At 34.6% G+C, this 24,362-nt stretch carries 21 protein-coding genes and 1 other annotated feature; of the genes, 9 read left to right on the top strand and 12 right to left on the bottom strand.

Annotation, left to right across the window (positions count from 1 at the left end; genetic code table 11):
* Positions 1–41: 41 nt before the first annotated feature.
* From PBV87_RS18135 to PBV87_RS18100, 8 genes are all read right to left on the bottom strand, one after another.
* On the bottom strand, positions 42–1,022 hold the full coding sequence (locus tag PBV87_RS18135) for a zinc dependent phospholipase C family protein (RefSeq protein ID WP_271013236.1): 981 nt from the start codon (positions 1,020–1,022) through the stop codon (positions 42–44).
* Between the two features lie 111 nt (positions 1,023–1,133).
* Positions 1,134–2,186 carry a glycosyltransferase family 4 protein gene (locus PBV87_RS18130; protein WP_053983144.1) on the bottom strand — a complete coding sequence of 351 codons (1,053 nt, stop codon included), beginning with the start codon at positions 2,184–2,186 and terminating at the stop codon, positions 1,134–1,136.
* Between the two features lie 63 nt (positions 2,187–2,249).
* The gene (gene upp / locus PBV87_RS18125) at positions 2,250–2,879 is read right to left on the bottom strand and encodes a uracil phosphoribosyltransferase (RefSeq protein ID WP_053983145.1); all 630 of its coding nucleotides are present in this window, start codon (positions 2,877–2,879) and stop codon (positions 2,250–2,252) included.
* Positions 2,880–2,902: 23 nt separating this feature from the next.
* Positions 2,903–3,331, bottom strand: a complete 429-nt coding sequence (gene rpiB / locus PBV87_RS18120; RefSeq protein ID WP_053983146.1) for a ribose 5-phosphate isomerase B — start codon at positions 3,329–3,331, stop codon at positions 2,903–2,905.
* A gap of 84 nt (positions 3,332–3,415) precedes the next feature.
* On the bottom strand, positions 3,416–4,447 hold the full coding sequence (locus PBV87_RS18115; RefSeq protein ID WP_271013235.1) for an L-threonylcarbamoyladenylate synthase: 1,032 nt from the start codon (positions 4,445–4,447) through the stop codon (positions 3,416–3,418).
* 122 nt (positions 4,448–4,569) lie between these two features.
* Entirely contained in the window at positions 4,570–5,157 is a 588-nt protein-coding gene (locus PBV87_RS18110) for a thymidine kinase (RefSeq protein ID WP_271013234.1), read from the bottom strand.
* A 26-nt stretch (positions 5,158–5,183) separates the two neighbouring features.
* On the bottom strand, positions 5,184–5,573 hold the full coding sequence (locus tag PBV87_RS18105) for an adenine nucleotide alpha hydrolase family protein (protein WP_271013233.1): 390 nt from the start codon (positions 5,571–5,573) through the stop codon (positions 5,184–5,186).
* 156 nt (positions 5,574–5,729) lie between these two features.
* Positions 5,730–7,019, bottom strand: coding sequence for a M18 family aminopeptidase (locus tag PBV87_RS18100; RefSeq protein WP_271013232.1), 1,290 nt, complete (start codon positions 7,017–7,019; stop codon positions 5,730–5,732).
* 205 nt (positions 7,020–7,224) lie between these two features.
* Here PBV87_RS18100 and PBV87_RS18095 point away from each other — a divergent pair, with 205 nt between their 5' ends.
* On the top strand, positions 7,225–9,864 hold the full coding sequence (locus PBV87_RS18095; RefSeq protein ID WP_271013231.1) for a heavy metal translocating P-type ATPase: 2,640 nt from the start codon (positions 7,225–7,227) through the stop codon (positions 9,862–9,864).
* Between the two features lie 650 nt (positions 9,865–10,514).
* On the opposite strand, the gene PBV87_RS18090 is transcribed toward PBV87_RS18095, so the two are convergent.
* Entirely contained in the window at positions 10,515–11,231 is a 717-nt protein-coding gene (locus tag PBV87_RS18090) for a hypothetical protein (RefSeq protein ID WP_053983151.1), read from the bottom strand.
* Positions 11,232–11,403: 172 nt separating this feature from the next.
* Here PBV87_RS18090 and PBV87_RS18085 point away from each other — a divergent pair, with 172 nt between their 5' ends.
* From PBV87_RS18085 to PBV87_RS18075, 3 genes are all read left to right on the top strand, one after another.
* A complete protein-coding gene (locus PBV87_RS18085; RefSeq protein ID WP_198524851.1) occupies positions 11,404–11,559 on the top strand; it encodes a hypothetical protein in 156 nt (51 codons plus the stop codon).
* A 315-nt stretch (positions 11,560–11,874) separates the two neighbouring features.
* Entirely contained in the window at positions 11,875–12,804 is a 930-nt protein-coding gene (locus PBV87_RS18080; protein ID WP_053983152.1) for a magnesium transporter CorA family protein, read from the top strand.
* Positions 12,805–12,923: 119 nt separating this feature from the next.
* Entirely contained in the window at positions 12,924–13,964 is a 1,041-nt protein-coding gene (locus tag PBV87_RS18075) for an HD-GYP domain-containing protein (protein WP_271013230.1), read from the top strand.
* A gap of 232 nt (positions 13,965–14,196) precedes the next feature.
* Here PBV87_RS18075 and ileS read toward each other — a convergent pair whose 3' ends face one another.
* Positions 14,197–17,319 (bottom strand): isoleucine--tRNA ligase, encoded by a 3,123-nt coding sequence (gene ileS / locus PBV87_RS18070; protein ID WP_271013229.1) that lies wholly within the window; start codon positions 17,317–17,319, stop codon positions 14,197–14,199.
* A gap of 123 nt (positions 17,320–17,442) precedes the next feature.
* Positions 17,443–17,675, bottom strand: a binding site (T-box leader).
* 52 nt (positions 17,676–17,727) lie between these two features.
* On the bottom strand, positions 17,728–17,880 hold the full coding sequence (locus PBV87_RS18065) for a hypothetical protein (RefSeq protein ID WP_154668767.1): 153 nt from the start codon (positions 17,878–17,880) through the stop codon (positions 17,728–17,730).
* A gap of 292 nt (positions 17,881–18,172) precedes the next feature.
* Between PBV87_RS18065 and PBV87_RS18060 the strand changes: the two genes are divergently transcribed.
* From PBV87_RS18060 to PBV87_RS18040, 5 genes are all read left to right on the top strand, one after another.
* Entirely contained in the window at positions 18,173–18,337 is a 165-nt protein-coding gene (locus PBV87_RS18060) for a hypothetical protein (protein WP_271013228.1), read from the top strand.
* A 114-nt stretch (positions 18,338–18,451) separates the two neighbouring features.
* A complete protein-coding gene (locus tag PBV87_RS18055; protein WP_271013227.1) occupies positions 18,452–18,718 on the top strand; it encodes a hypothetical protein in 267 nt (88 codons plus the stop codon).
* A gap of 441 nt (positions 18,719–19,159) precedes the next feature.
* Entirely contained in the window at positions 19,160–20,608 is a 1,449-nt protein-coding gene (locus PBV87_RS18050; RefSeq protein ID WP_053983156.1) for a nicotinate phosphoribosyltransferase, read from the top strand.
* 46 nt (positions 20,609–20,654) lie between these two features.
* Entirely contained in the window at positions 20,655–21,392 is a 738-nt protein-coding gene (locus tag PBV87_RS18045) for a lysophospholipid acyltransferase family protein (RefSeq protein ID WP_271013226.1), read from the top strand.
* 53 nt (positions 21,393–21,445) lie between these two features.
* Positions 21,446–22,843 carry a DUF342 domain-containing protein gene (locus PBV87_RS18040; RefSeq protein WP_271013225.1) on the top strand — a complete coding sequence of 466 codons (1,398 nt, stop codon included), beginning with the start codon at positions 21,446–21,448 and terminating at the stop codon, positions 22,841–22,843.
* On the opposite strand, the gene cls is transcribed toward PBV87_RS18040, so the two are convergent.
* A complete protein-coding gene (gene cls / locus PBV87_RS18035) occupies positions 22,840–24,330 on the bottom strand; it encodes a cardiolipin synthase (protein WP_271013224.1) in 1,491 nt (496 codons plus the stop codon). The two genes, PBV87_RS18040 and cls, sit on opposite strands and share 4 nt — an antisense overlap.
* Positions 24,331–24,362 lie beyond the last annotated feature (32 nt).

Below are 24,362 nucleotides of genomic sequence, written 5' to 3'. Positions count from 1 at the left end.
AGCTATATAGGGGCTTTATTCGTTGGCGCTAATAAGCCTCATTAATATTTATAGTATTGCATAGGACGATTATCGCTAGTACGTAATCCAGTAAGGTATGAGACGTTTGGAAGTAATGCTTCTAGTTCTTCTAAAGTAATTTCAGATTGAATAAAAGCATAGGCACCATCGATTAAATGAGTAGCAAGCTTATGTGCATTTCTAAGTAAATCGTAGAAACTGAAAGTATAAACATTTCCAGTCACAGGATGTAACCATACAGCTTTTTTAGTATTCAAATAATCTGTAAATTCATCTACACAATCATGATAAGAAAATGTATTAGCTAAACTAGCTATACTCTTTGGAAGCAAAGGTGTAGCAGCTGTAGCTAGATTTTTTTTGAGGCCAAGACGGTCATAAGTCCAAGCAAAATAGTTTCTAAAATCATGATAGGAATCTTTAATCACACGACTGCCATTAGGGATAGCATAGATTGAGAAAAGAAGTTCTTCGTACATATCTAAGATAATAGGAGGCAGTTCGATGTCTTTTAAAATATGCTTATGGACCTTAAAGCTTTTTGCATTACGATTGAATTTCTCTTGGAGGAGAAGGGAATCAATTGCGACTTCTATACGTTTATGCATACCTTGATATTTAAGCGTATTAGGGTCTTCACTATTATAACGGCCACCTAAGTAAAAAATGTAAGGATGACAAGTCACATCTAAAGCATAGTGGCAGAGTAGACCACAAATATAAGCCATACAAGGTTCAAAAAGTTCAGGACTATTAACGTGTTTTTTTGCAAAGCAAAGAGAAGAAGATAAGAAGTATCCTGTATGACTTTGATGCATAAGAGAAGCTACGCTAAAAAAGTTTTGTTTTTTATGGGGTGCATGATAATACATAGGGTCCGGTCCTTGGAGTCCTATGAAATAAAGGTTTCTATTATCTTTTATAATTTTATAAACAGGAGAATCTGATAAATTTTTAGCTTGATCTAAACCAAAAAGGTAATGGGTAATCGTATCTGGCATACTTTTTAAACTCCTTCAATATTGCAATATTAAGGTAATTATAGCACCTTAAGGACCGGGGAGATAGCCTTTTTAATATAAAAAAAACACCACAATTAGTGGTGCTTTTTGTCAATCTTTCTTATCTTCATCTGTATGGGTAGCCATAACTTTCATGTTTAAATAAAGCATTAATCCCATGAGAACAAATATTGCAATAATAATTTTATAATCATGACTTGCTAAGGCTATTGCAGAAAGCCCGAATACACCACTAATAGCATAGAGTGTAATAACAGCTTGTTTTTGACTATAGCCTTTATCAACTAAACGATGATGTAAATGACCTCTATCTGGTGCAGTAATAGGTTTACCAGCAAGTAGTCTTCTAATGATTGCAAAGGCTGTATCAAATACAGGTAAGCCTAATACTAAAATAGCGACAACAATTGTTACGATGGTATAACTTTTAAGTAGACCAAGAATAGAAGTAACAGATAAAATAAAGCCTAAAAATGTTGAACCTGTATCTCCCATAAAGATGGAAGCAGGATTAAAGTTATAAGGTAAAAATCCTAAACAAGACCCAGCTAAAATAGTTGTAAGTAAAATAGCAATAGGATAACCGCTATAGATAGAAAGAACCATTAAGCAGAGTGATGCAATAGAGGATACACCAGCAGCAAGTCCGTCTAAACCATCAATGAAGTTAACGGCGTTGGTAATACCAACAATCCATACAACAGTAATAGGAATAGAGAGCATATCTAGGAACATGGTAGATCCTTCGATAAATGGTATAGATATAAATGGTATTGTAACGCCACATAAGGCAACAATTGTAGCTGCTAAAATTTGAATCAGGAATTTTAGCTTAGCACCTAATTCATAAATATCATCAAAGAAACCTAATAAGAATATAATAAGTGCTCCGGTAGTAATACCAAAAAGTTGTTTCCAATCTAATACGGTAATGAATTGAATACATATTAATAATGTAATCATAAAGCCAGCTACAATAGCAATACCACCCATTCTAGGAATTGGCTTACTATGCATATCACGTTTTCTCGGTTTTGCAATAGCACCTACTTTGAAAGCAATCTTCTTCGCAATAGGTGTTGTTGCAAAAGCGATGAGAAAAGAGAGCACAAAAGCCATAATGTATAGACTAGCAAAATTCATGCTGTTCATCTCCTTAAATTATGTAAGTCTCTTGAGCTCACTTATCAAGAAAACTTCCATTATTTATTTTGTGCCAAATAAACGGTCTCCTGCATCGCCAAGCCCTGGAACAATATAACCATGGTCATTAAGTTTTTCATCAAGACAAGCTACATAGATATTTACATCTGGATGTGCATCTTGAAGTGTTTTAAGACCTTCTGGAGCAGCGATTAGGCAAAGGAAGTTGATATTTTTTGCACCTTTGTCTTTAATAAATTGTACAGCAGCAACAGCAGAACCACCTGTAGCAAGCATTGGATCAAGTACGAAAAGATCTCTTTCTTGAATATCTTGTGGAAGTTTGCAGTAGTATTCTACAGGTTGTAATGTTTCAGGGTCACGGTAAAGACCAATGTGACCAACTTTTGCTGTTGGAACAAGATCAAGCATACCATCAACCATACCAAGACCAGCACGAAGGATAGGTACAATACTTAAGTTTTTACCAGCAATACGTTTACCAACTGCTGTACCGATTGGTGTTTCAAGTTCATAATCTTCAAGAGGAAGTTCTCTTGTTGCTTCATAGCACATAAGTTGTGAGATTTCACGAACAAGTTCACGGAATTCTTTTGAACCTGTATCTGTGCATCTAAGACGTGATACCTTGTGTTGAATTAATGGGTGATCCATAATAAATACTTTACTCATAAATAAGTCCTCCTAAGATTATATTATTTTTCGATTAGCTCAATACGTCTAATGTGACGCTCATCATTTGAAAATGGTGTATTTAAGAAAGTCTCAACTACTTTAAGGGCATGTCCTGCACCAATAACACGTGCACCTAATGCAAGCATATTAGCATCATTGTGTTCGCGTGTTGCAGCAGCAGAGAAACAATCATGACAAAGTGCACAACGAATACCTGGTACTTTATTAGCAGTAATAGAAATACCAATACCTGTTCCACAAATGATAATACCTTTATCACATTCTCCATTTGCTACAGCCATAGCTGCACGTCTTCCATACTCAGGATAATCAACTGCCTCAGTAGAATCGCAACCAAAATCTTTGTAAGCGATATTATGAGCGTCTAAATAACCTAAGATTTCTTGTTTTAATCCATAACCACCATGGTCACAAGCAATTGCTAGCATAAAAAGTCCTCCGCTAATTTAAAAGTGTTTTATTTTATAGTATATACATAAATGAAAGAATTCATTTATGTATATATATGGGCATTATACGTAATTAATATGATGTCCTGCAGATTTTTCAAGTCTGTTCATAATAGCACTGCCTACCCCTTCAGTAGAGAAACTTAAAGAATAAACTTTTTGAACATGTAAGTCATCAAAGCTTCTTAATGCTTCAAAGAGGTTCATAGCAATATCATCAGGATGATTACGACTACCTAAACTAATGATATACTCTGCATTAAAAAGTGCCTTTGTCTCATCATCACAAAGTACACCAGAACAAATATTATGAAGGTTGTCTTCGCTTAATTGTTCATTGATAGCAAGGACAACGTTATCATCTTCACCTTTATAGATGATAACATCTGCATTAGGTGAATAATGCGTATACTTCATACCTGGAGCTTTAGGTTTTACATTACTTTCAACGCTTAGAAGAGCAGGATCCATAATAATATCTCCTAGAACTTCATGTAGCATAGCCTCTGTAATGCCGCCAGGTCTTAAGATAGTAGGCACTTCACTTGTTAAGTCTACAATAGTAGATTCAACCCCTACAGTTGATAAGCCTCCATCTACAATCGCATCTATTTTACCATTTAAATCTTCAAATACACGCTTTGCATTTGTTGGACTAGGTTTACCAGAAAGATTTGCACTAGGTGCAGCAAGTGGTAGACCAGTCATTTTGATTAAAGATTGTATAGTAGGATGAGAAGGAAAACGAATAGCAACAGTAGATAACCCGCCACGTACACTAAGTGGTACTAAAGAAGAAGACTCAAAAATAAGCGTTAATGGACCAGGCCAAAAATGCTTCATAAGAAGTGTAGCTGAGTCAGGGATATGCGCGACGAGTGGTTTAAGCATCTCTAAATCAGCAATATGTAAGATAAGAGGATTATCACTTGGACGTCCTTTAGCTTTATAAATATTAGATACAGCATGCTCGTCTAAAGCATTTGCAGCCAAACCGTAAACGGTCTCAGTAGGTACTGCAACAAGGCCTCCATTTTTTAGAATATCAGCAGCAATGTGAAGTTTTTCTTGCTCATCAATCATTAATGTGTTCATGACAATACTCCTATAATTTCGCTTTTAGAAATTTATCCTATATAGTATACCACAAAAATCCAATAAAATAATAGTACAATATAAAAAAATTAGACGAGCTTTGTAGAAGCTCGTCTAATTTTTTATATATCATTACGATCTATTTGATAGCATAAGCGACATCTTGCCTCATAGCTTTCAGAAGCACCTATTAAAATAAGAGGATCGTTATAAGAAGCAGGTTTGCCTGCAATAAGACGTTGTGTAAAGTTAGCAGGACGTCCACAACACATACAAATGGCTGTAAGCTTTGTTACATCATCGGCAAGTGCTAAAAGTTCAGGCATTTGACCAAAGCTTTCTGCTTTGAAATCTTTATCAAGTCCAGCACAAACAACACGTTTGCCAGAGTTAACAAGTTTCATGATAACACTTACAATTTCTCCATCAAGGAATTGAACTTCATCAATACCAATAACTGTTGTATCATCTTTCACATAATCTAAAATTTCTTCAATGTGAGAAATAGAAATAGCTTCTAATTTTTTGCCGTCATGTGAGCAGATATGGTCTTCTGCATAACGGTTATCAATATTAGGTGTGAAAATGATAGTTGGCATACCAGCTAATATGGTACGTTTAAGTCTTCTAATAAGTTCTTCAGATTTACCTGAGAACATAGGGCCACAGATCATTTCTAAGCGGCCAACGTCTACAAAATGTGAATACATCTAGAACAAATCCTTTCGTAATGGAATCAATTTTCTTCTCTATCTAATACACATACTTCTACAGTTTCAGGTAATTGAATGAGTTGTTCATATACAGTAGATATAGATGGAGCATGTGATGATACAGGCGGTTTCCCAATAATAAGCTGGGTGATATTATTTTTTATGATAAATTCATGAATAGTTTTTGGTATATCCGTGCTACAGAGGAAGTGAACTTGTCCTCCTAATTCACTACCATAAACAAATAATTCTTCGAATAATAAGCTGCTGTCTGGAGATTCAAATATGGTTTCACCTTTGCGGATATGTATAATATGAAGTTCACCATTTTTTTCAGTGGCAAGATCATAACCTTTTCTAATAAGTCGTTTACTATTTTCTTGAATAGTGATACATACAAGTACTTTATTCATGTGCTTACCCTCCTAATTTGTGGATTAAAAATGCACCTTCTCTATCATACAATCAAATTATGAAACTGTATATATGTATTTGTTAACAATTCATGAAGAGAATAAGAAACCTTGAAATAACAAGGTTTCTTAGAGTTGGTTAATTGTGGATATAGATTATAGGTTAAAGAAAGCAGCCATAGCAGAAGTTGTATGAATAAAGTCAGAAGTCGCCATGAGCTCACGTGCAGAGTGCATACTAAGCATTGGTGTACCGATATCAATTGAACGTACGCCTAAGTGAGAAGCTGTTACAGGCCCAATAGTAGACCCACCACGTTCATCTGAACGATTTACAAATACTTGGTAAGGAATATTATTGCTTGCACAAAGGTTAGCAAATACACCAAAAGAGTCACTATCTGTTGTGTAGCTACAACCAGCAGTTAATTTGATAGCTGGTCCATTACCAGGAAGTACTTTATTTGTTGGATCAGATTTTTCTGGGTAGTTTGGATGAAGAAGATGAGCTACGTCGGCAGAGATAATGAAAGACATAGCAAGAGATCTTAAGTATTCATCACGAGACTTACCAAGAGCCATAGCAATACGCTCAAGTGTGTGGTTAAGGAGTGGAGAATTTGCACCTTGTTTTGAAGTGCTTCCCACTTCTTCGTTATCAAAGCAAGCTAAAACATTGATACCACAAGTAGATGTACTGTTGATTAGAGCATCAAGTCCACTGTAAACCATAGATAAGTCATCAAGTCTAGCAGCTGAGATGAACTCTTCATTTAAGCCTACTAAGCAGCTTTTTTCAACTGGATAAAGGAATAAGTCCATTTCTAAAATATCAGAAGATGCTACACCAAGTTTTTTAGCAACTTCTTCTAATATAAGATTGCCTTCAATTTTTTCTTTCATATAAGTAAGGATTGGAAGGGTTTCTTTTTGTGGATTAAGTTTAACACCATTATTGACTTCACGATTCATATGAATGGCTAAGTTTGGAATGATAAGAATAGGTTTTTCAAGGTCTACTAATTGGATAGTAGGATGAAGAGGATGACTACCTTTAAGTGCTACACGGCCAGCAGCAGATAAAGGACGGTCTAACCAAGTATTAACGATAGGTCCACCGTAGATTTCAGTATTAAGTTTAACGTAAGACTCTGTACTCATTTGAGGGTTTGGTTTGATTTTAAATCCTGGTATATCAGTATGAGCACCTACTATTTTAAAACCTTCATTTTCAATAGATGTACTATTTACAGTGAAAGCAATAACTGCTGAATGATTAGAAGTTACATAGTATTTGCCACCTTCTTGAAGCTCCCAGTTAGAAACAGAATCTAAGAAAGAAAAGCCCTCAGATTCTAATTTTTGAATAACAGAATCTGCAGCATGAAACATAGAAGTACTTTTATCTAAAAAAGATAGAAGTCCATTAACCAATAGATTAGACATAATAATTCTCCTTTGTATAATGCGATAATAATCGATTTAATATTATTATTTTATCAAAAAGCGACGCATAATAACAGGGAAAGAAAAGAGAAAGTTAAATTATGAAAAAGTGTTGACAAAATAATATGAGATGCATAATATAATAATATATGAGCAATCATTCATATGAAAAAGGGAAATCGGCAGATAAAAAAGGAGGCGGAGTATGAAATATTTATTTAGAATAGAAGGCATTGATTGTGCTAACTGTGCGGCAAAAATTGAAAGAGCTTTAAATAAAGATGGGTTATTTAAAGAAGCTTATATTAACTTTATGCTTAAGAAAGTTGAAGTACATACTGAAGAAAAAGATTCTAAGATGATAGAAGAAAAGATCAGAAAAATTGCAAATAAGGTAGAGGATGGTGTAGTCATTACACCTTGGGATAACCAAACTCAAGAAGCTACTCAAGCTGTAGCTCAAAAACACTTATTTAAAATAGATGGTATTGATTGTGCCAATTGTGCAGCAAAGATTGAGCGCGCTTTAAATAAAGATGACTTCTTTAAAGAAGCCTATATTAATTTTATGCTTAAGAAGGTAGAAGTCCTTACAGAGGAAAATAACGTTACTCTTATAGAAGAAAAGCTTAAAAAGATTGCTAACAAGGTAGAAGATGGCGTAATTATTGAATCTTGGGATAATCAGGCTAGCTCAACTACATCATATCGCCATGAGCATGGAGACGGATGTGGGTGTGGTGAAGCACATCATCACAGCCATAAGGATGAATGTGGATGCGGTGTAGATCATCATCACCAACATGAGAATGGATGTGGATGTGGTGACCATCATCATAAACAAGTAACAAGAAAAAAAGTTGCTAAGAGAACAGCAACTAGAAAAGCAGTAGCTGGGAAAGCAACAGTTAGATCTATTGGTACAGTAGAGAATAATAGAATTGAAAAAGTAAAAAAACCTAAGAATGAAGTTAGTCAGGCACCTAAGTCAGCTATACAAAAGTTTAAAGAGTACTTAAAAACTGAAGATGCAATGATGATGCGTATTATTGTAGGTTTAGGTTTATTATTGTTTGGGGCAGTAAGTAAATTAGAAGTATTCACAATTATATCTTATGTTATTGTTGGCTATGACATTGTCTTAAAAGCTGTTAAAAATATTATTAAAGGAAAAGTATTTGATGAGAACTTCTTAATGACGATTGCTACATTAGCTGCATTTGTTATTGGTGAGTATAGCGAAGCCGTAGCGGTTATGCTTTTCTATCAAGTAGGGGAGTACTTCCAATCTAAAGCAGTAGCTAAGTCAAGAAAAGCTATTGAAGGGCTTATGGATATCAAACCTGAATTTGCTCGTGTGAAGAGAAATGGTAATTGGGTCGTTGTAGCACCAGGTGAAGTAAGAATTGGTGATACTTTAGCAGTTAGACCAGGAGAAAAAATTCCTCTTGATGGTATTATTGTAAAAGGTAAAAGTAATTTGGACCATTCTGCATTAACAGGCGAATCTGTGCCTGTATTTATGGAAGAAGGTAGTGAAGTATTAAGCGGAAGTATTAACGTTGACCAACTTATTGAAATTAAAGTTACACAAACACTACAAAACTCTACAGTATCCAAAATTTTAGACTTAATAGAAAATGCAACAAGCAAAAAAGCACAAACAGAGCAATTTATTACTAAATTTGCAGCTGTATATACACCAGCAGTTGTTATAGCAGCAGCGCTTATTGCTATTATTCCTTCATTAGTTACAGGTGATTGGAACCATTGGATTTATACAAGTATTGTCTTTTTAGTTATCTCTTGCCCATGTGCATTAGTCGTATCTATACCTCTTGGGTTCTTTGGAGGAATCGGTGCAGCTTCTAAATGTGGTGTGCTTATTAAAGGAAGTAACTATCTAGAAAAACTTACACAAATTGATACAGTTGTAATGGATAAAACAGGAACAATTACAAAAGGAAGCTTTGAAGTTATTGGTATCTTCCCAGCACGTAAAGGGTTAGAAGAAGACCTTATAAGATATGCTGTACAAATTGAAAGAAACTCTAACCATCCGATAGCAAGAGCTATTGCTAATTATAGAAGTGAGTTAGTGACAGAAGAGCTTACAGATTACACAGAAAAAGCAGGATACGGATTAAGTGCTACATTAAAAGGTAAGAAAGTTATTGCTGGTAATGAACGCTTCATGGAAATGAATCATGTTGAGTATAAAGTACCAAAAATGTTAGGAACAAGTGTACACGTTGCAGTAGATGGTGAATATATTGGATGTCTTATTGTAGCTGACGTTGTAAAAGAAGAAAGTATGAAAGCCATTGAAGAACTTAAGAAACAAGGTATTCAAAAGGTAATCATGCTTACAGGTGACAAAAAAGAAGTTGCTGAATATATTGGTGGGGAAGTTGGTGTAGACCAAGTCTATGCAGAGTTACTTCCACAAGATAAAGTACATCAAGTTGAAAAACTGATTGAAGAAGGCAATAAAGTAGCCTTCGTAGGTGACGGTATTAATGACGCACCTGTACTTGCATTAGCAGATGTAGGGATTGCTATGGGTGGTATAGGTTCAGATGCAGCAGTAGAAGCAAGTGATATTGTGCTTATGCAAGATAACTTAATGCAAATTAATAAAGGAATTGAGATTGCTAAGTATACAAAACGTATTGTTAAACAAAATATTATCTTCGCACTAGGAACTAAATTCTTAGTAATGATTTTAGGTATATTAGGTTTTGCCAATATGTGGCTTGCAGTATTTGCCGATGTAGGGGTATCTATTATTGCAATTTTAAATGCCATTCGTATTTTACCTAAACACGGAAAAATGGATAAATAAAAAGAAGGAGCTATTGCATTGGATAATGCAATAGCTCCTTTTAGGTTGTGAGGAGTAGTGGTCGGCTTGATTATTCTCCTTCAGCTCAACGTTCGGTGGCAAAGAGGCTGTAAATTTGTTTGCATAGGAACGCCATAAACTCGCTTTACTCAGACATATGGCTAAATGCCCTATGCAACCGTCATTAACAGCCTCTAAGCTCACCTCACTAGCCGCTTTCGTAGAATGATCAAACCTACCACTAGAGTAAAGAAACCTTCCGGCAGCTAAGAAAAGACAATACAATAACTCCTTGTGTAGGGGAGTGTGTAGGCTATTCATAGTATACGCTTTCAGCTTCAACTTCAAGAACGCTAAGAAGGCGTAAATTCTATAATCACAAAAACGCCATCATATTTCATTAACGCCTTCTAAACAACCTTTAATAAAGAAGCCTCCAGCGTAGCTATGCATAGCCTTCCACTTTCTAAACTGCCTAGAGTAACCATAAAAGGCAATCTAATAGCTCACCTCACTAGCCGCTTTCGTAGAATGATTAAACCTACCACTGGAGCAAAGAAAAGACAATACAAAAGCTCCTTCATGGATCAAGGGAGATAGATCGGTGAAGGAGCGGATTTAACTTTTCGGGATTTAACTTTATGGGAATTTTAATGTATGAGTTCTAGGTAATGTGATTGTATTTTCTGTGCGAGTGGGAGTTCTGTCTTAGGAATAGGGATGATTAGTTTTTGATAAGTGTCATAAGTTGTGCCAGGTATACCGTAATTGAATTGAAGGTAATTTTGTTCTCCGTAGATGACTTCAATTTGATCTAGTGCATAACAAGATTTATATAAACTGTATAGTGTACCGTCATAATAAATGTATTTGTCAGTAATAATAGTCATTGTTTCCTTTTCTAGTTTATCGTTGTGGTAGATAGAGATGCAAATACTTATTAAACTTGAAAGGATAACGCTTAGAGTAATTAAAGTAGCAGCAATGAGGTAATGGTTTGGTGTATTAGAAAAGATAAAGCCAATAGATACAATGAGACCTAAAATACCTATTAACATAATAATCGATAAATCAATATGGTAATCTTCAGTAGCTCTATCTCTGGTAAGTGTATAAGCAGAAGGTATATAGGACCATTTTGCCAGTGGAGAGAGCTTTTCTTCCTTTATAGCTTTAATAATCAAGTGATTCTTATAATGTAAAATAAAAGAGCAAAATCCAGTAATGATAAGAAATAATCCAAGTATTATAGTAAGTATATAGGCTGGACTAGCAGCATTAAAATGCAAAACAAAATATACAGTTAAAATGGTGCCTAATATAAAATATAGAACAGCCAATAGACATTTAAAAAATTCTTTACTCATAATATCCCCCCTTTTACTAGAAAAACAAGTAAGTGATTAATAGGAGTAATATAGTATATGAAGCAAGAAGTAAATTTGACTTTGTCCGATTGAAATAATTATGTGAGAATAAAACATTGAGATGTGACAAATAATAGAGGGGAATAGAAAAGCAAAGAAAGGTGTGATAGTTATGGCTAAAAAAGGTATGAGAAGACCAGATGTTAATGATCCACATGGTTTAGAAAGTAATAGTAAATCTCATTTTCCTAAAAATGATGTAGAACCTGTTCCAGAAATTAGTGGTAAAGCAAAGACAGGTAATAAAAAAGCAGGAAAAATTTATTAAATAGTACATTCTAGATGAAAGTAAAATTAAAGGGCTGTCATAAAATGAAAGTTATTTTGTGGCAGCCCTTTCAAAGCTATTTATTTAATTTCTTGACGAACGGCATACTATCCTCTACACTTGAAATGGCAAGAATTATTTTTTGCATACATTAAGATAATAAGGAGAGTGAATAGAACAATGGATATTGGACCGAGTAGTCCCAGGTACAAGGTTTTAAAATCAAATAATAAAATGATTTCTTTTTGTTAGTACAAGATGCCTAGTCGCTTTTTTAGGTCCCTTGTCTAATGAAAAGACGAAGGATGTGAAAAAATGATTAGTATGTATAAAACTCAACATGACCGTCTAGAACTCATGCAATCTTTTGAAACTGGAACTTGGATAAATGTAGAAAATCCAACCTTAGAAGAGATGGATTATCTCTCAAAAACTTTTGGTATTGCACCTGAAGATTTAAAAGCGGGTCTTGACGAAGAAGAACGTGCTCACATTAATACGGAAGATGATTATACAGTTATTATCGTAGACGTTCCTATTAAAGATGAAGAGGGTGTGCACGAATATGTAACAATACCTATGGAAATTGTAATTAGTGAACATTTCATTATGACTATTTGTCTTAGACGTGTAGAAATGATTCAAGACTTTATTACAGGAAAAGTAAAGACATTCTATACCTTTAAAAAAACAAGATTTATTCTGCAACTACTTTATAAAAATGCTTCTTATTATCTTCAATATCTAAGATATATAGATAAAGCAAGTAACAAAGTAGAACAAGAATTAAATAAAGCAATGAGAAATAAAGAACTTATACAACTTTTAGAATTAGAAAAGAGTTTGGTTTACTTTACCACATCATTACGAGCAAATGAAATAGTATTCGAAAAAATGATGCGCATGGAGAAAATCAAACAATACCCAGAAGATAAGGATTTATTAGAAGACCTTATTATTGAAAATAAACAGGCAATGGAGATGGCCAATATATATAGTAGTATTTTAAGTGAGACAAGAGATGCCTTTGCTTCTGTTATATCTAATAACTTAAATATTGTGATGAAAACCCTAACATCATTAACCATAGTACTTTCTATTCCTACAATGATTTTCAGTTTATTTGGTATGAATGTGCCCCTCCCTTTTATGCATGATCCAGCAGGTCTTGTGTATATCTTATTTGGCTGTTTTATTTTAATTATTATAGGTGTGATTATTATGTTTCGTAAGAAAATGTTCTAGTAAATTTTTTTATTATTTTGTAAAAAAACGTATTTTAATCTATAAAGTTAAGTGATAAAATATTCATATAAATATTATTTTAGTAAGGGCAAATATTAAAACAAGGGGTAATATTAAATATGAAAGATAAAAAGGTAACTATTTATGAATGCAATGCAGGGGATATTATTGCAAGAAACGTTATAGACATCCGTTCAGGTATTACACTATGTCAAGAAGGCCACGTTTTAACTGAGCAAAGTATAGAGTGGCTGAAGCGATTCATGTGTTCAGATATTTATATAGAATCTAATACTTGGGATAAAGTATGGCATATACCTGCCGAGTCTAAAGTGTCTTATGAACAAGATAAAGAAAAGTTACAAAAGACACTTAGTGCAATAGGACTAGGAGAAGAAATAGATAAAGAAGCAGTAGAAGAAATAAAAACTACTTTTTTCACAAAGCTTAATAGTAATAGTACAATTATGGGATGTGTGAATGTAGTTAAAACTTTAGATGAGTATACCTATACACATAGTTTAAATGTAGGGATGCTTTCAGTATTAATTGGTAAGTGGATGGGACTTAAAGATGAGCAATTAGAGGAGCTTTTTTTAGCAGGTGTTTTACATGATGCAGGTAAGTATAAAGTTAATCAAAATGTATTAAATAAAAAGGGTGAATTGAGTAGCTTAGAGTACTTAATAGTAAAGAGACATGCAACAGAAAGTTATAATCTTATTAAAGATGTGGATGGAATAAGTAATGCGGTAAAAGAGGGGGTACTTAGCCACCATGAACGCATAGACGGAACGGGCTATCCAAGAGAACTAAAGGGTGATGAAATCCACCTTTATGGTAGGATTTTAGCAATTGCAGATACATATGATGCAATGATTTCTGAAAGGGTCTATAAAACACGTCAAACCCCATTTGAAGTTATGGAAAAGATGCTGAGTGAGGGCATAGATAAACTAGATACACAGATTTTACTGCTCTTTTTGAAAAATATGGCGGACTATTATATTGGTGTACAAGTAACACTAAATACTGGTGAAGTAGGTGAAGTGGTTTTCATGCATCCACATTGTATTTATAGACCGATTATAAAAGTAGCAGAGACTTATTATGATTTAGATCGTAGAACAGATTTAGAAATCGTTGAAATGATCTCGTAATAGAAAATAATAAACTGTATCATTTTACATATAGATAAAGAGGCTGTTACTAACTTGGTCAATGAGAAGAGTTAGTAGCAGCTTTTTATTTACTTAAGATAGAAGCATACAGGCAGTTAGAAATTGTATAAGGATAAAAATAAATAAGACCTAGCTAGTGATGGAAGCTATAAGTAAGTGCATCCATGACCAGCTAGGTCTTTAAAGTTAGAAATTATATAGAGCTTATAAATTAAGCACGTTTAACAGAAAGTGTTACAGTTTCACCGTTAACTTTCCATTCTTTTGTATAACCATCAACAAGAGTGCCTTCTGCTACTTCATTTGCAAGAACTTCAGATGCAATTTCAGCATTGTTTCTTGTCATAAGGTCAGCAATCTTAGCATTATCTGCATAACCAACTAAGATGTGATCTTGAACTTCGAAGTCAGCTTCTTTTCTCATTGTTTGGATTTTAGAAATGATTTCACGTACGAAACCTTCTTCAATGAGTTCTTCTGAAAGGTTAGTATCAAGTACAACTGTGAAACCACCTTCACTTTGTGCTACGAAACCTTCTTTTTGAGCTGTAGCGATAAGAACATCATCTTTTGTAAGCTCAATTTCTTGACCGTTGATATCAAGTTTAAGAACGCCTGTTGCATTAAGTTCAGCCATAGCTTTTGTACCATCAAGCTCTGTAAGAGCAGTTCTGATTGGGTTGAGAAGTTGGCCGTATTTTGGTCCTAAAGTACGCATTTGTGGTTTAAATGTGTAAGAGATGAAGTCACTTGCATCTTCTGTGAAGACAACGTTCTTAACATTTAATTCGTCTGCAATGATTTCATTGTATGCAGCAGGAAGAACTTCTGTTGCACCAATTCTCATTGTACCGATTGGTTGACGGTTTTTAATGTTAGATTCGTTACGGCAAGCACGACCAAGTACTACGATTTGAAGTACATCATCCATGTGTTTTTCAAGCTCTTTGTTGATCATTGCTTCGTTTGCAACTGGGAAGTCACAAAGGTGAATGCTCTCTGGAGCGTTAGTATCGTTTGTACGAACTAAGTTTTGGTACATTTCTTCTGTCATGAAAGGAATGAATGGTGCAGATACTTTAGCTAAAGTTGTAAGAACTGTGTAAAGTGTCATGTACGCATTTACTTTATCTTGTGGCATATCACTTTGCCAGAATCTTTCACGGCTACGACGAACGTACCAGTTAGATACATCATCAATGAAGTCTTGCATTACACGAGAAGCTTCGAAGATACGGTAGTTTTCAAGGTTTTCATCAACTTCTTTCACTAATGTGTTAAGTTTTGAAAGAACCCATTTATCCATCATGTTTAATGAATCATAGTTAAGTTCATATTGTGTTGGATTGAAGTTATCAATGTTTGCATAAAGGATGTAGAACGCATAAGTGTTCCAGAAAGTACCCATGAACTTTCTTTGTGCTTCGCTTACATTTTCTGGACCGAAACGGCTTGGAAGGTATGGAGCACTTGCTGAGTAGAAGTACCAACGAACAGCGTCAGCACCTTGACCATCAAGTACTGTCCAAGGATCTACTACATTACCTTTATGTTTACTCATTTTAAGACCATCTTTATCACATACGTGACCTAAAACGATAACGTTTTTGTATGGAGCCTTATCGAAGATAAGTGTTGAGATAGCCATAAGTGTGTAGAACCAACCACGAGTTTGGTCAACAGCTTCAGAGATGAAGTCAGCTGGGTAGTTTGCTTCAAACACTTCTTTGTTTTCAAATGGATAGTGAAGTTGTGCGAATGGCATTGATCCACTATCATACCAGCAGTCAATAACGTCTGATACACGTGTCATTTGTTTATTACATTTTGGACAGTTAAGGTGTACATTATCGATGTATGGTTTATGAAGTTCGATGTCATCTGGACAGTCAGAACTCATTGCTTTAAGTTCTTCAATGCTACCGATAAGGTGTTGGTGACCGCATTCACATTCCCAGATTGGAAGTGGAGTACCCCAGTAACGTGAACGTGAAAGACCCCAGTCGATTACGCCTTCAAGGAAGTTACCAAAACGGCCTTCACCGATTGATGGTGGTAACCAGTTAACTGTGTTATTGTTTTTAACAAGTTTGTCACGAACTTTTGACATAGAGATGAACCATGTGTCACGTGCATAGTAAAGAAGTGGTGTATCACATCTCCAGCAGTGTGGGTAACTATGTTCATAAGGTGCAGCTTTAAAGAGTTTGCCATTAGCTTCTAACCATTTAAGGATAGCTGGGTCAGCGTCTTTAACGAAGATATCTTGCCACTCAGTAACTTCTGGTGTGAAGTAACCTTGTTCGTTAACAAGTTGAACGAATGGAAGGTCATTTTCGCGACCGATTCTCGCATCATCTTCACCGAATGCAGGTGCAATGTGTACGATACCTGTACCGTCTGACATTGTAACGTAGTTATCAGCAACTACGAAGTAAGCTTTTTTGTTTGGTTTAGCAAAGTCGAAGAGTGGTTCGTATTCTTTGCCGCAAAGGTCAGTACCTTTTACTGTTTCAACTACAGTAGCTTCTTCATCAGAGAATACACTTGCAACAAGTGCTTCAGCTAAGATGTAGAATGTACCACTAGCATCTACTTTTACATAGTTCTCATCTGGGTTTACACAAAGTGCAACGTTTGATGGAAGTGTCCAAGGTGTTGTTGTCCAAGCGAGGAAGTAAGTATTTTCTTCACCTACAACTTTGAACTTAGCAATAGCTGTAGCATCTTTCACATCTTTGTAGCCTTGAGCTACTTCGTGTGATGAAAGAGATGTTCCACATCTTGGGCAGTAAGGAACGATTTTGTGACCTTTGTAGATAAGATCCTTGTCCCAGATTTGGCGAAGTGACCACCATACAGATTCGATGTAGTTATTGTGATAAGTAACATATGGATTATTCATGTCTACCCAGTAACCAACACGGCTAGTCATTTTTTCCCATTCACTTTGGTATTTCCAAACACTTTCTTTACATTTAGTAATGAAGTCTTCTACACCATAGTTTTCGATTTGTGGTTTACCACTGATGCCAAGAAGTTTTTCAACTTCAAGCTCTACTGGAAGACCATGTGTGTCCCAACCAGCTTTACGAAGTACTTTGTAACCTTTCATAGTACGGTAACGAGGGATAAGGTCTTTGATAACGCGAGTTAAGATATGACCGATATGTGGTTTACCGTTTGCTGTTGGTGGGCCATCGTAGAATGTAAATACAGGGCCGTCTTCTCTTGATTTGATTGATTCTTCAAACACGTTGTTTTCTTGCCAGAACTTGAGGACTTCAAGCTCACGATCAACGAAGTTGAGATTGGTATCAACTTTTTTATACATTGTTTGTGCCTCCTTAGGATTTTTATAAATATATAGTAGCGCCAACAGATATAAACACTGTAAGGCTTGATGACGTGGGGAAATGCTAAAAAAATATAAAAAAGCCCTTCCGTCCACGTTTATATACAGGACGAAAGGGCATTAAGTATCCATCTTCCGCGGTACCACCTGATTTGCCTATTAGGCCACTCGTTATACCTTTCCTTGAGTTAACGGGAGGATTCCGTCAGAGCCTACTTAGAAGTTCGGTCTGCCACTCCAAGGTGATTGTTCATATTTTCTATCGTATGGGCTCACACCGTCCCCACTCGCTTTAACGCCTTAAAAATACTACTTTTCCTTTTCATAGTGTTTCAAAATTATATGAATTTATTCCTATTATAAAAGGTAATAAGAAATTTGTAAAGATTATTTGTCGAATGCACCGCCACTTTTCTTATTGTTAAAACCTTTGTGTGTAGTGATAGAAACATTCTCAGGGCGTTTAACTTGATTTTTTTGGTTATTTTTATTCTTTTTAGCTTCAATAAGTTGTTTCATACGTTCCATTTGTGTAGACATAGTTGTGTACTCTTCATTCTATAGATTTGATAACTGTATTGTATATCATTTGGCTGTACATAGCTAGGGCTGAGAGTAGATAAAAGGCTAAGATAAGAAGGTTATAAAGAAATAATAGAATATGGATTAAGCTATAAGTAATGGAGAAAAAATGAATAAAACAACTTGTGTAGAATATATGGATGAGTACAAAAAAGTGATATACTAAATAAAATACAGGTAGTGTTTATTTTAACACGCTATAGAGAATATAAGTTCAATAATAGTGTTAGGGAAAAGAGGGGGAGAAAAAATGAGTACAAAAGTTATAGAGTTTAGTATGGTCACAGGATGGGAATGGTTTGTACAGCTATTAAGTTTAGTCTTATTAATTCCCATAGTGGTAGGTCCTATTATTCTTATTATATTAGGGATAAGAGCATTGAGTATTTATATTAAAAAGAATCGTAAAGGATAGATATTTATTGATTTGAGATGGTGATTAGAGAAAGAAGGTAAACTAAGATCAACTTGAAAAATAGATAATCTATAAATAGAAATCCAACATAATTTTGGGAAAGGAAATTATATTATGAAGAAAATATTTGCAAAAAGAGCACTTATTATAATGAGTATTATTTTTGCTATAGGACTAATATTTGTATTTAGCTCAGTTAAAGCTGGAGAAAATGCTGGACACAAAGCGATGAAAAATAATGGTGGTTCAATGGATACAAATGCATATTATCGAGTAATAGATACAACAACACTTAACTATCAACTTATAGGGGGAGTTTTATCTTTAATAGGTGGATGTGGTGTATTAATAAGTGGATATGCGCTTTATAAAGAGATATAGTAATACATATTTATTCTAATGATAAAGAAGCAAATAGTTAATTGTTAAAAGTAGTGTTTTGGTTGAGATAACAAAAGTACTACTTTTTTATTTATAAGAATTACGGTATTCCAACTTCTGATGAACTTAGAAAAGGGGGGAATGATTGTAATCTTAGGCTGGCTTGTTTTGCATGCAAATCTTTTTGAACAAAATAAATTAAAACTAAAAGGAGTAGTTTATAATAAATAACATAAGCTACTAAAAGGAAAAGTCCACAAGTTGTGTAAGAATTGGTGATTTATCCACGTATGTATAAGAAATAATAGAGCATAATGTGGACAAATAGTGTGAAAAGAGTATTCCATTTAGACTACAAATAACTATTTATATGATATAATAATAGATAACAAACATAGGTAGACAGCGATAAGTATTTATAAATGAACAGGAGACTATTGTATGAGTAATAGAAATCTTACATTGTTAACAGACCTTTATCAATTAACTATGATGCAAGGTTATTTTGAAAATGATGTAAATAACCACGAAGTAGTATTTGACTTATTTTATAGAAAAAATCCATCAGGAAATGGCTATGCGATTTGCTGTGGATTGGAGCAAGCTATTGATTATATTAAAAACCTTCATTTTGCAGATGAAGATATTCAGTACTTAGAATCCCTTAATATCTTTAGTAAGGATTTCTTAGAGTATTTAAGTGATTTTAAATTTACAGGAGATATTGATGCTATACCAGAAGGGACAGTTGTACTTCCAGGTGAACCACTTATGCGTGTCAAAGCACCTATTTTTGAAGCACAATTTATTGAAACAACATTATTAAATATTATCAATCACCAAAGTTTAATTGCTACAAAGGCATCTCGTGTTGTAAGAGCAGCAGAAGGTGATACAGTACTTGAATTTGGACTTCGCCGTGCGCAAGGACCAGATGCAGGACTATATGGTGCAAGAGCAGCTATTATTGGTGGTTGCCATGCAACATCTAACGTACTTACAGGGCAAATGTTTGATGTACCCGTTGCAGGTACTCATGCACATAGCTGGGTTATGAGTTTTGAAAGTGAGCTAGAGGCTTTCCGTGCTTATGCAAAGTTATTCCCTCATAAGTGTATTTTACTTGTAGATACTTATGATACATTAGGGCAAGGTGTGCCTAATGCCATCAAAGTCTTTGATGAGATGAAAGCAGCAGGTATTGAATCCAAATCCTATGGTATTCGTTTAGATAGTGGTGACCTTGCTTATTTATCAAAATGTGCAAGAAAGATGCTTGATGATGCAGGCTATAAAGATGCAGTTATTAGTGCATCTTGTGATTTAGATGAATACTTAATTGCAGACCTTAAACGTCAAGGTGCAGCTATTACATTATGGGGTGTAGGTACAAAGCTTATCACTTCAGATGATTGTCCATCTTTTGGAGGAATCTATAAGCTTGCAGCAGAACGTGAAAATCAAGAAATGTTCAAACCAAAAATTAAAATCTCAGAGAATCCAGAAAAAATAACAAACCCAGGGATTAAAAAAGTTATCCGTATCTATGACAATGCTACACAAAAGGTTAAAGTAGATTTAATCGCTCTAGAAGAGGAAGAATTTGATTTAACTCAAGATATTACGGTACGTGATCCAAAAGCAAGATGGAGAAAAATGCATCTTAAAGCTGGGGAATACACTATGCGTGAACTCCTTGTACCAATCTTTAGAGAAGGTGAATGTGTTTATGAATCACCAAAGACAATGGACATTCGTGCTTATGCAAAACAAGAGTTAGAAAAGCTATGGGATGAGCAAAAGCGTCTAATTAATCCAGCTCATATTCCAGTAGACTTATCTGATGATTTATATTATCTCAAAGAACGTATGCTAGATGCATATAAATAAACTTCTATAATGGTTATCAGACAAAACAAAAGAAGGAAGTGAGAATGTGCTAAGAGGAATTTGGGTATTGTGGGCTATGGGTTTTCACTTTGTAACCAATACATTTAATCGTAAAAAATATAGAGTGGATAACAAAGAGTTAGATCGTGCAACCAAGCAAGCTTATCGTGCTAAAATTTATGCAATGATGAGAGAATTAAGCCGTAGAATGATACGTGCAGCGGGAGCAGAACTTGTGATTAAAGGTAAAGAAAATTTACCTGAACATGGGCCAGTTGTTTATATGGCAAATCATAAAGGTCTTTTTGATAGTCCTGTTATGGCTACGCTAGTAGAAAAGGATACTTTAATCTTTATTGGAAAAGATGAAACAAAGAAAATGCCTGTTATTGGACCATGGTTTGATGCAATGGGGTGTATTTATATTGTAAGAGATGATATGAAACAATCTCTAAAAGCGATTTTAGATGGGATCGATGAACTTAAACAAGGGCAGTCAGTAGTAATCTTTCCAGAAGGAACACGCCAAAAAGGACCAGAAATGGGAAGCTTTAAAGCAGGAAGCTTTAAACTAGCAACAAAAGCAAACGTACCAATTGTACCTATAGCTATTCAAAACAGTTATAAGGTGTTAGAAGAAAAGGGTAGAATTCAAAAAACTACAATTTATGTTAATGTAGGTAAGCCAATAGACGTAGCGAGTTTAAGTGCAGAAGAAAAGAAAAGATTACCACAAGATGTAGAAGATACCGTAAGAGCGTTATTAGAAGAAATTACAGATTAAGCATAAAGAATTAAGAGTACTAATCAAACATCAGATAAAATGGGGGGCTACGCATGGATACATTAAGAGAAGCTGTTAATGAGACAATGACTTTAGAAGTGACACCAGATAAGATGCTTGCTGTAGTATCTTTTAAACCATCTTTAGGAGATGGAAAACAGTTAGGGATAGATGAAATAAAAAAGCAAATCCATGATAAAGGAATAGTATATGGACTTGATGAGAATGTCTTAAATGATATTGAATCAAATAGACAAATGGAGTTTAAATATATCATTGCAAGAGGAATGGTGCCACAAAAAGGTGATGATGCTAAAAGCCTATTTCATTTTGATGTAGAAAACTTTAATAAAGTTCAACCTAAAGAAAATGAAGATGGTACTGTAGACTTTAAAAGCTTAAATATAGTTCATAATGTGAATAAAGGGCAAGTTCTATATGAAAAAGTACCTGCTACTGAGGGTATAGAAGGTATGAATGTTTTTGGCGAAGTAGTACGCGCAGTCAAAGGCAAAGATATAAGGTTACCACGTGGTAAAAATGTAGACTTATTAGAAGATGGTAAAACATTAGTAGCAGGTATAAGTGGTCGTCTTTGCTATGATAAACATAATATTTATATTGCTCCACTTTTAGTCATTGAAAAAGACGTGGATAGTAGTACAGGTAATGTAGAATTTGTAGGAAGTATACTTATCAATGGAAGTGTTAAAAATGGCTTCAAAGTAAAGGCCACGGGCAACATAGAAATCCATGGAAGCGTAGAGGCAGCACATCTTGAAGCAGAAGGTGACATCAGTGTTTGGTATGGTATACAAGGTATTGATAAAGGTACTGTAAAGACTAATGGGAACTTGGTGGCGAAGTTCATTCAAAATGCAAAAGTAGAAGCTACAGGGAATGTAGTAGCAGAAGCTATTATGCATAGCCAAGTTGCAGCTAGCAATGTTTATGTAGAAAAAGGAAAAGGGCTTATAGTTGGAGGGCAGATTATAGCAAGTCATTATATAACTGCTACTACGATGGGTTCTTCAATGGCAACACAAACAGACTTACAAATTGGTATACCACCACATGTTATGAATGAATTTAAACAGATTGAAAAGAAATACTTTACATTATCAGAAGAACTAAGTAAAATTGGTCAAAGTGTAAATTTCCTTACAACCAAACAAGCTAGAGGAGAATTACCACCAGATAAGCTAGAACTTCTAAGGAAACTATTAATTACGAGACAGCAAACTCAAAGTACTCACAGAGAATTATCAAGTAGATATAAGGAACTTTCTGAGAGCATACAAGATGCTACAGGAGGGCAAATTAAAGTCAAAAATATACTTCACTCAGGTGTGAAAGTTACGATGGGTAGCTTAGTAAAGTATATTTTTGAAGATGTTACATATTGTACAGTTAAGCGATCAGGTGCTGATATTGTTATTGGTGGCTATTAAAGAATAGGTGAAAATAGCCTAGAAATAGATTCTTTAAACTTGATAAATAGAGGCCTAGCATCATAAATTTCTAAAGTTAGATCTTTACAATCTAATAAATCTTTTTCAAAAGCTTCGCTAAGTTGAATAGCGGAGCTTTTGTCATAGATAAAAGCATTCATCTCAAAGTTAAGTTTTAGACTTCTCATATCAAAGTTTGCTGTCCCTACACAAGAAAGGGTTTGGTCTATTACAATGGTTTTAGAATGTAGAAAACCTTTTTCATAAGTATAGGCTCTAGCTCCACAGCTTATAAGTTCACCAATATAAGAATAAGTTGCCCAATAAACAAACATATGGTCAGGTTTGTTAGGAATCATAATACGTACATCAAGGCCAGATAAGCTAGCAAGCTTGAGAGCAGTAAGAAGTGCTTCATCAGGAATAAAGTAAGGGGTCTGAATCCAAATACTAGACTTTGCTTCATTAATCATTTTGATATAGCCATTTCTAATTGTAGGGTACTTAGAATCAGGACCACTTGAAACAAGCTGTATAATAGCGCCTGTAGCATGGCATAAAGGTGATAGATTAGGAAGCTTATAATGATCTAGACAATGGGACTCATGGGATGCAAAACGCCAATCTAATAGAAATTGAAGATTGCAAAGTAAAGCACCACTTCCTACTATTTTAAGATGGGTATCACGCCAATACCCCATACATTTACTTTTTCCAAGGTATTCATCACCCACATTAAATCCACCAAGATAAGCAACTTTATCATCAATAATACAGAGTTTACGATGGTTACGATAATTAAAATGGAGATTAAGCCAAGGTGTAAAAGGGGGTGCAAAGCAGGTTAAATTAATTCCAGCTTCTTTGAGTTCCTTAAAATAGGAAGAAGGTGTTTTAAGGCATCCCATACCATCATAAAGTAATGAAACTTCTACGCCCTCAGATGCTTTCTTGATAAGTAAGTCTTTAAATGCCATACCTAGTTTATCATTATGAATAATATAGTACTCTAGATGAACATATTGAGTTGCAGATTTGATATCTTCAAAGAGTGCATTAAATTTAGCGTGACCATCGGTGAAGATTTCTATTGCATTATCACAAGTATAGACAGATTCATGACCGATGAGTAAGAAGTGTAAAAGGTTATAGTCATAACAACTTGAACAGTTATTATGAGTGCAATGGCTACATGAGTCTTTATAAATCTCACTATGTAGTAGATGCATATAACGATCAGATTCTTCTTTTTTATTAAACATCTTACGTTTTTTCATACTCTGTCCAAAAAAAAGATAGAGAAAGAATCCAATAAAAGGAAGAAATAGGAGTACCATTAGCCACGCCCATGTTGCGGTTACATCTTTATGCTCAATAAAAATCATATAGCCTATGAGACTTAAATTGATGAATAGGGATAAAATAAGGAAGAAAATAAGCATGATGATACCACCTTTTTGTAAGATAAAAACTAATATGTTAATCATATTGTGGTATATTCGGTTATATGCTATACTAT

The sequence above is a fragment of the Holtiella tumoricola genome (genome assembly GCF_027857615.1).
GTDB classification, from domain to species: domain Bacteria; phylum Bacillota; class Clostridia; order Lachnospirales; family Cellulosilyticaceae; genus Holtiella; species Holtiella tumoricola.
The sequence above is the reverse complement of the archived record's forward strand: the minus strand, read 5'-3'. Positions and strand labels throughout refer to the sequence as shown.

What these genes read in the sequence shown, in the direction of transcription:
- PBV87_RS18135 (WP_271013236.1), bottom strand. Translation starts at nt 1,022, where the DNA reads ATGCCAGATACGATTACCCATTACCTTTTTGGTTTAGATCAAGCTAAA.
- PBV87_RS18130 (WP_053983144.1), bottom strand. Translation starts at nt 2,186, where the DNA reads ATGAATTTTGCTAGTCTATACATTATGGCTTTTGTGCTCTCTTTTCTC.
- upp (WP_053983145.1), bottom strand. Translation starts at nt 2,879, where the DNA reads ATGAGTAAAGTATTTATTATGGATCACCCATTAATTCAACACAAGGTA.
- rpiB (WP_053983146.1), bottom strand. Translation starts at nt 3,331, where the DNA reads ATGCTAGCAATTGCTTGTGACCATGGTGGTTATGGATTAAAACAAGAA.
- PBV87_RS18115 (WP_271013235.1), bottom strand. Translation starts at nt 4,447, where the DNA reads ATGAACACATTAATGATTGATGAGCAAGAAAAACTTCACATTGCTGCT.
- PBV87_RS18110 (WP_271013234.1), bottom strand. Translation starts at nt 5,157, where the DNA reads ATGTATTCACATTTTGTAGACGTTGGCCGCTTAGAAATGATCTGTGGC.
- PBV87_RS18105 (WP_271013233.1), bottom strand. Translation starts at nt 5,573, where the DNA reads ATGAATAAAGTACTTGTATGTATCACTATTCAAGAAAATAGTAAACGA.
- PBV87_RS18100 (WP_271013232.1), bottom strand. Translation starts at nt 7,019, where the DNA reads ATGTCTAATCTATTGGTTAATGGACTTCTATCTTTTTTAGATAAAAGT.
- PBV87_RS18095 (WP_271013231.1), top strand. Translation starts at nt 7,225, where the DNA reads ATGAAATATTTATTTAGAATAGAAGGCATTGATTGTGCTAACTGTGCG.
- PBV87_RS18090 (WP_053983151.1), bottom strand. Translation starts at nt 11,231, where the DNA reads ATGAGTAAAGAATTTTTTAAATGTCTATTGGCTGTTCTATATTTTATA.
- PBV87_RS18085 (WP_198524851.1), top strand. Translation starts at nt 11,404, where the DNA reads ATGGCTAAAAAAGGTATGAGAAGACCAGATGTTAATGATCCACATGGT.
- PBV87_RS18080 (WP_053983152.1), top strand. Translation starts at nt 11,875, where the DNA reads ATGATTAGTATGTATAAAACTCAACATGACCGTCTAGAACTCATGCAA.
- PBV87_RS18075 (WP_271013230.1), top strand. Translation starts at nt 12,924, where the DNA reads ATGAAAGATAAAAAGGTAACTATTTATGAATGCAATGCAGGGGATATT.
- ileS (WP_271013229.1), bottom strand. Translation starts at nt 17,319, where the DNA reads ATGTATAAAAAAGTTGATACCAATCTCAACTTCGTTGATCGTGAGCTT.
- PBV87_RS18065 (WP_154668767.1), bottom strand. Translation starts at nt 17,880, where the DNA reads ATGTCTACACAAATGGAACGTATGAAACAACTTATTGAAGCTAAAAAG.
- PBV87_RS18060 (WP_271013228.1), top strand. Translation starts at nt 18,173, where the DNA reads ATGAGTACAAAAGTTATAGAGTTTAGTATGGTCACAGGATGGGAATGG.
- PBV87_RS18055 (WP_271013227.1), top strand. Translation starts at nt 18,452, where the DNA reads ATGAAGAAAATATTTGCAAAAAGAGCACTTATTATAATGAGTATTATT.
- PBV87_RS18050 (WP_053983156.1), top strand. Translation starts at nt 19,160, where the DNA reads ATGAGTAATAGAAATCTTACATTGTTAACAGACCTTTATCAATTAACT.
- PBV87_RS18040 (WP_271013225.1), top strand. Translation starts at nt 21,446, where the DNA reads ATGGATACATTAAGAGAAGCTGTTAATGAGACAATGACTTTAGAAGTG.
- cls (WP_271013224.1), bottom strand. Translation starts at nt 24,330, where the DNA reads ATGATTAACATATTAGTTTTTATCTTACAAAAAGGTGGTATCATCATG.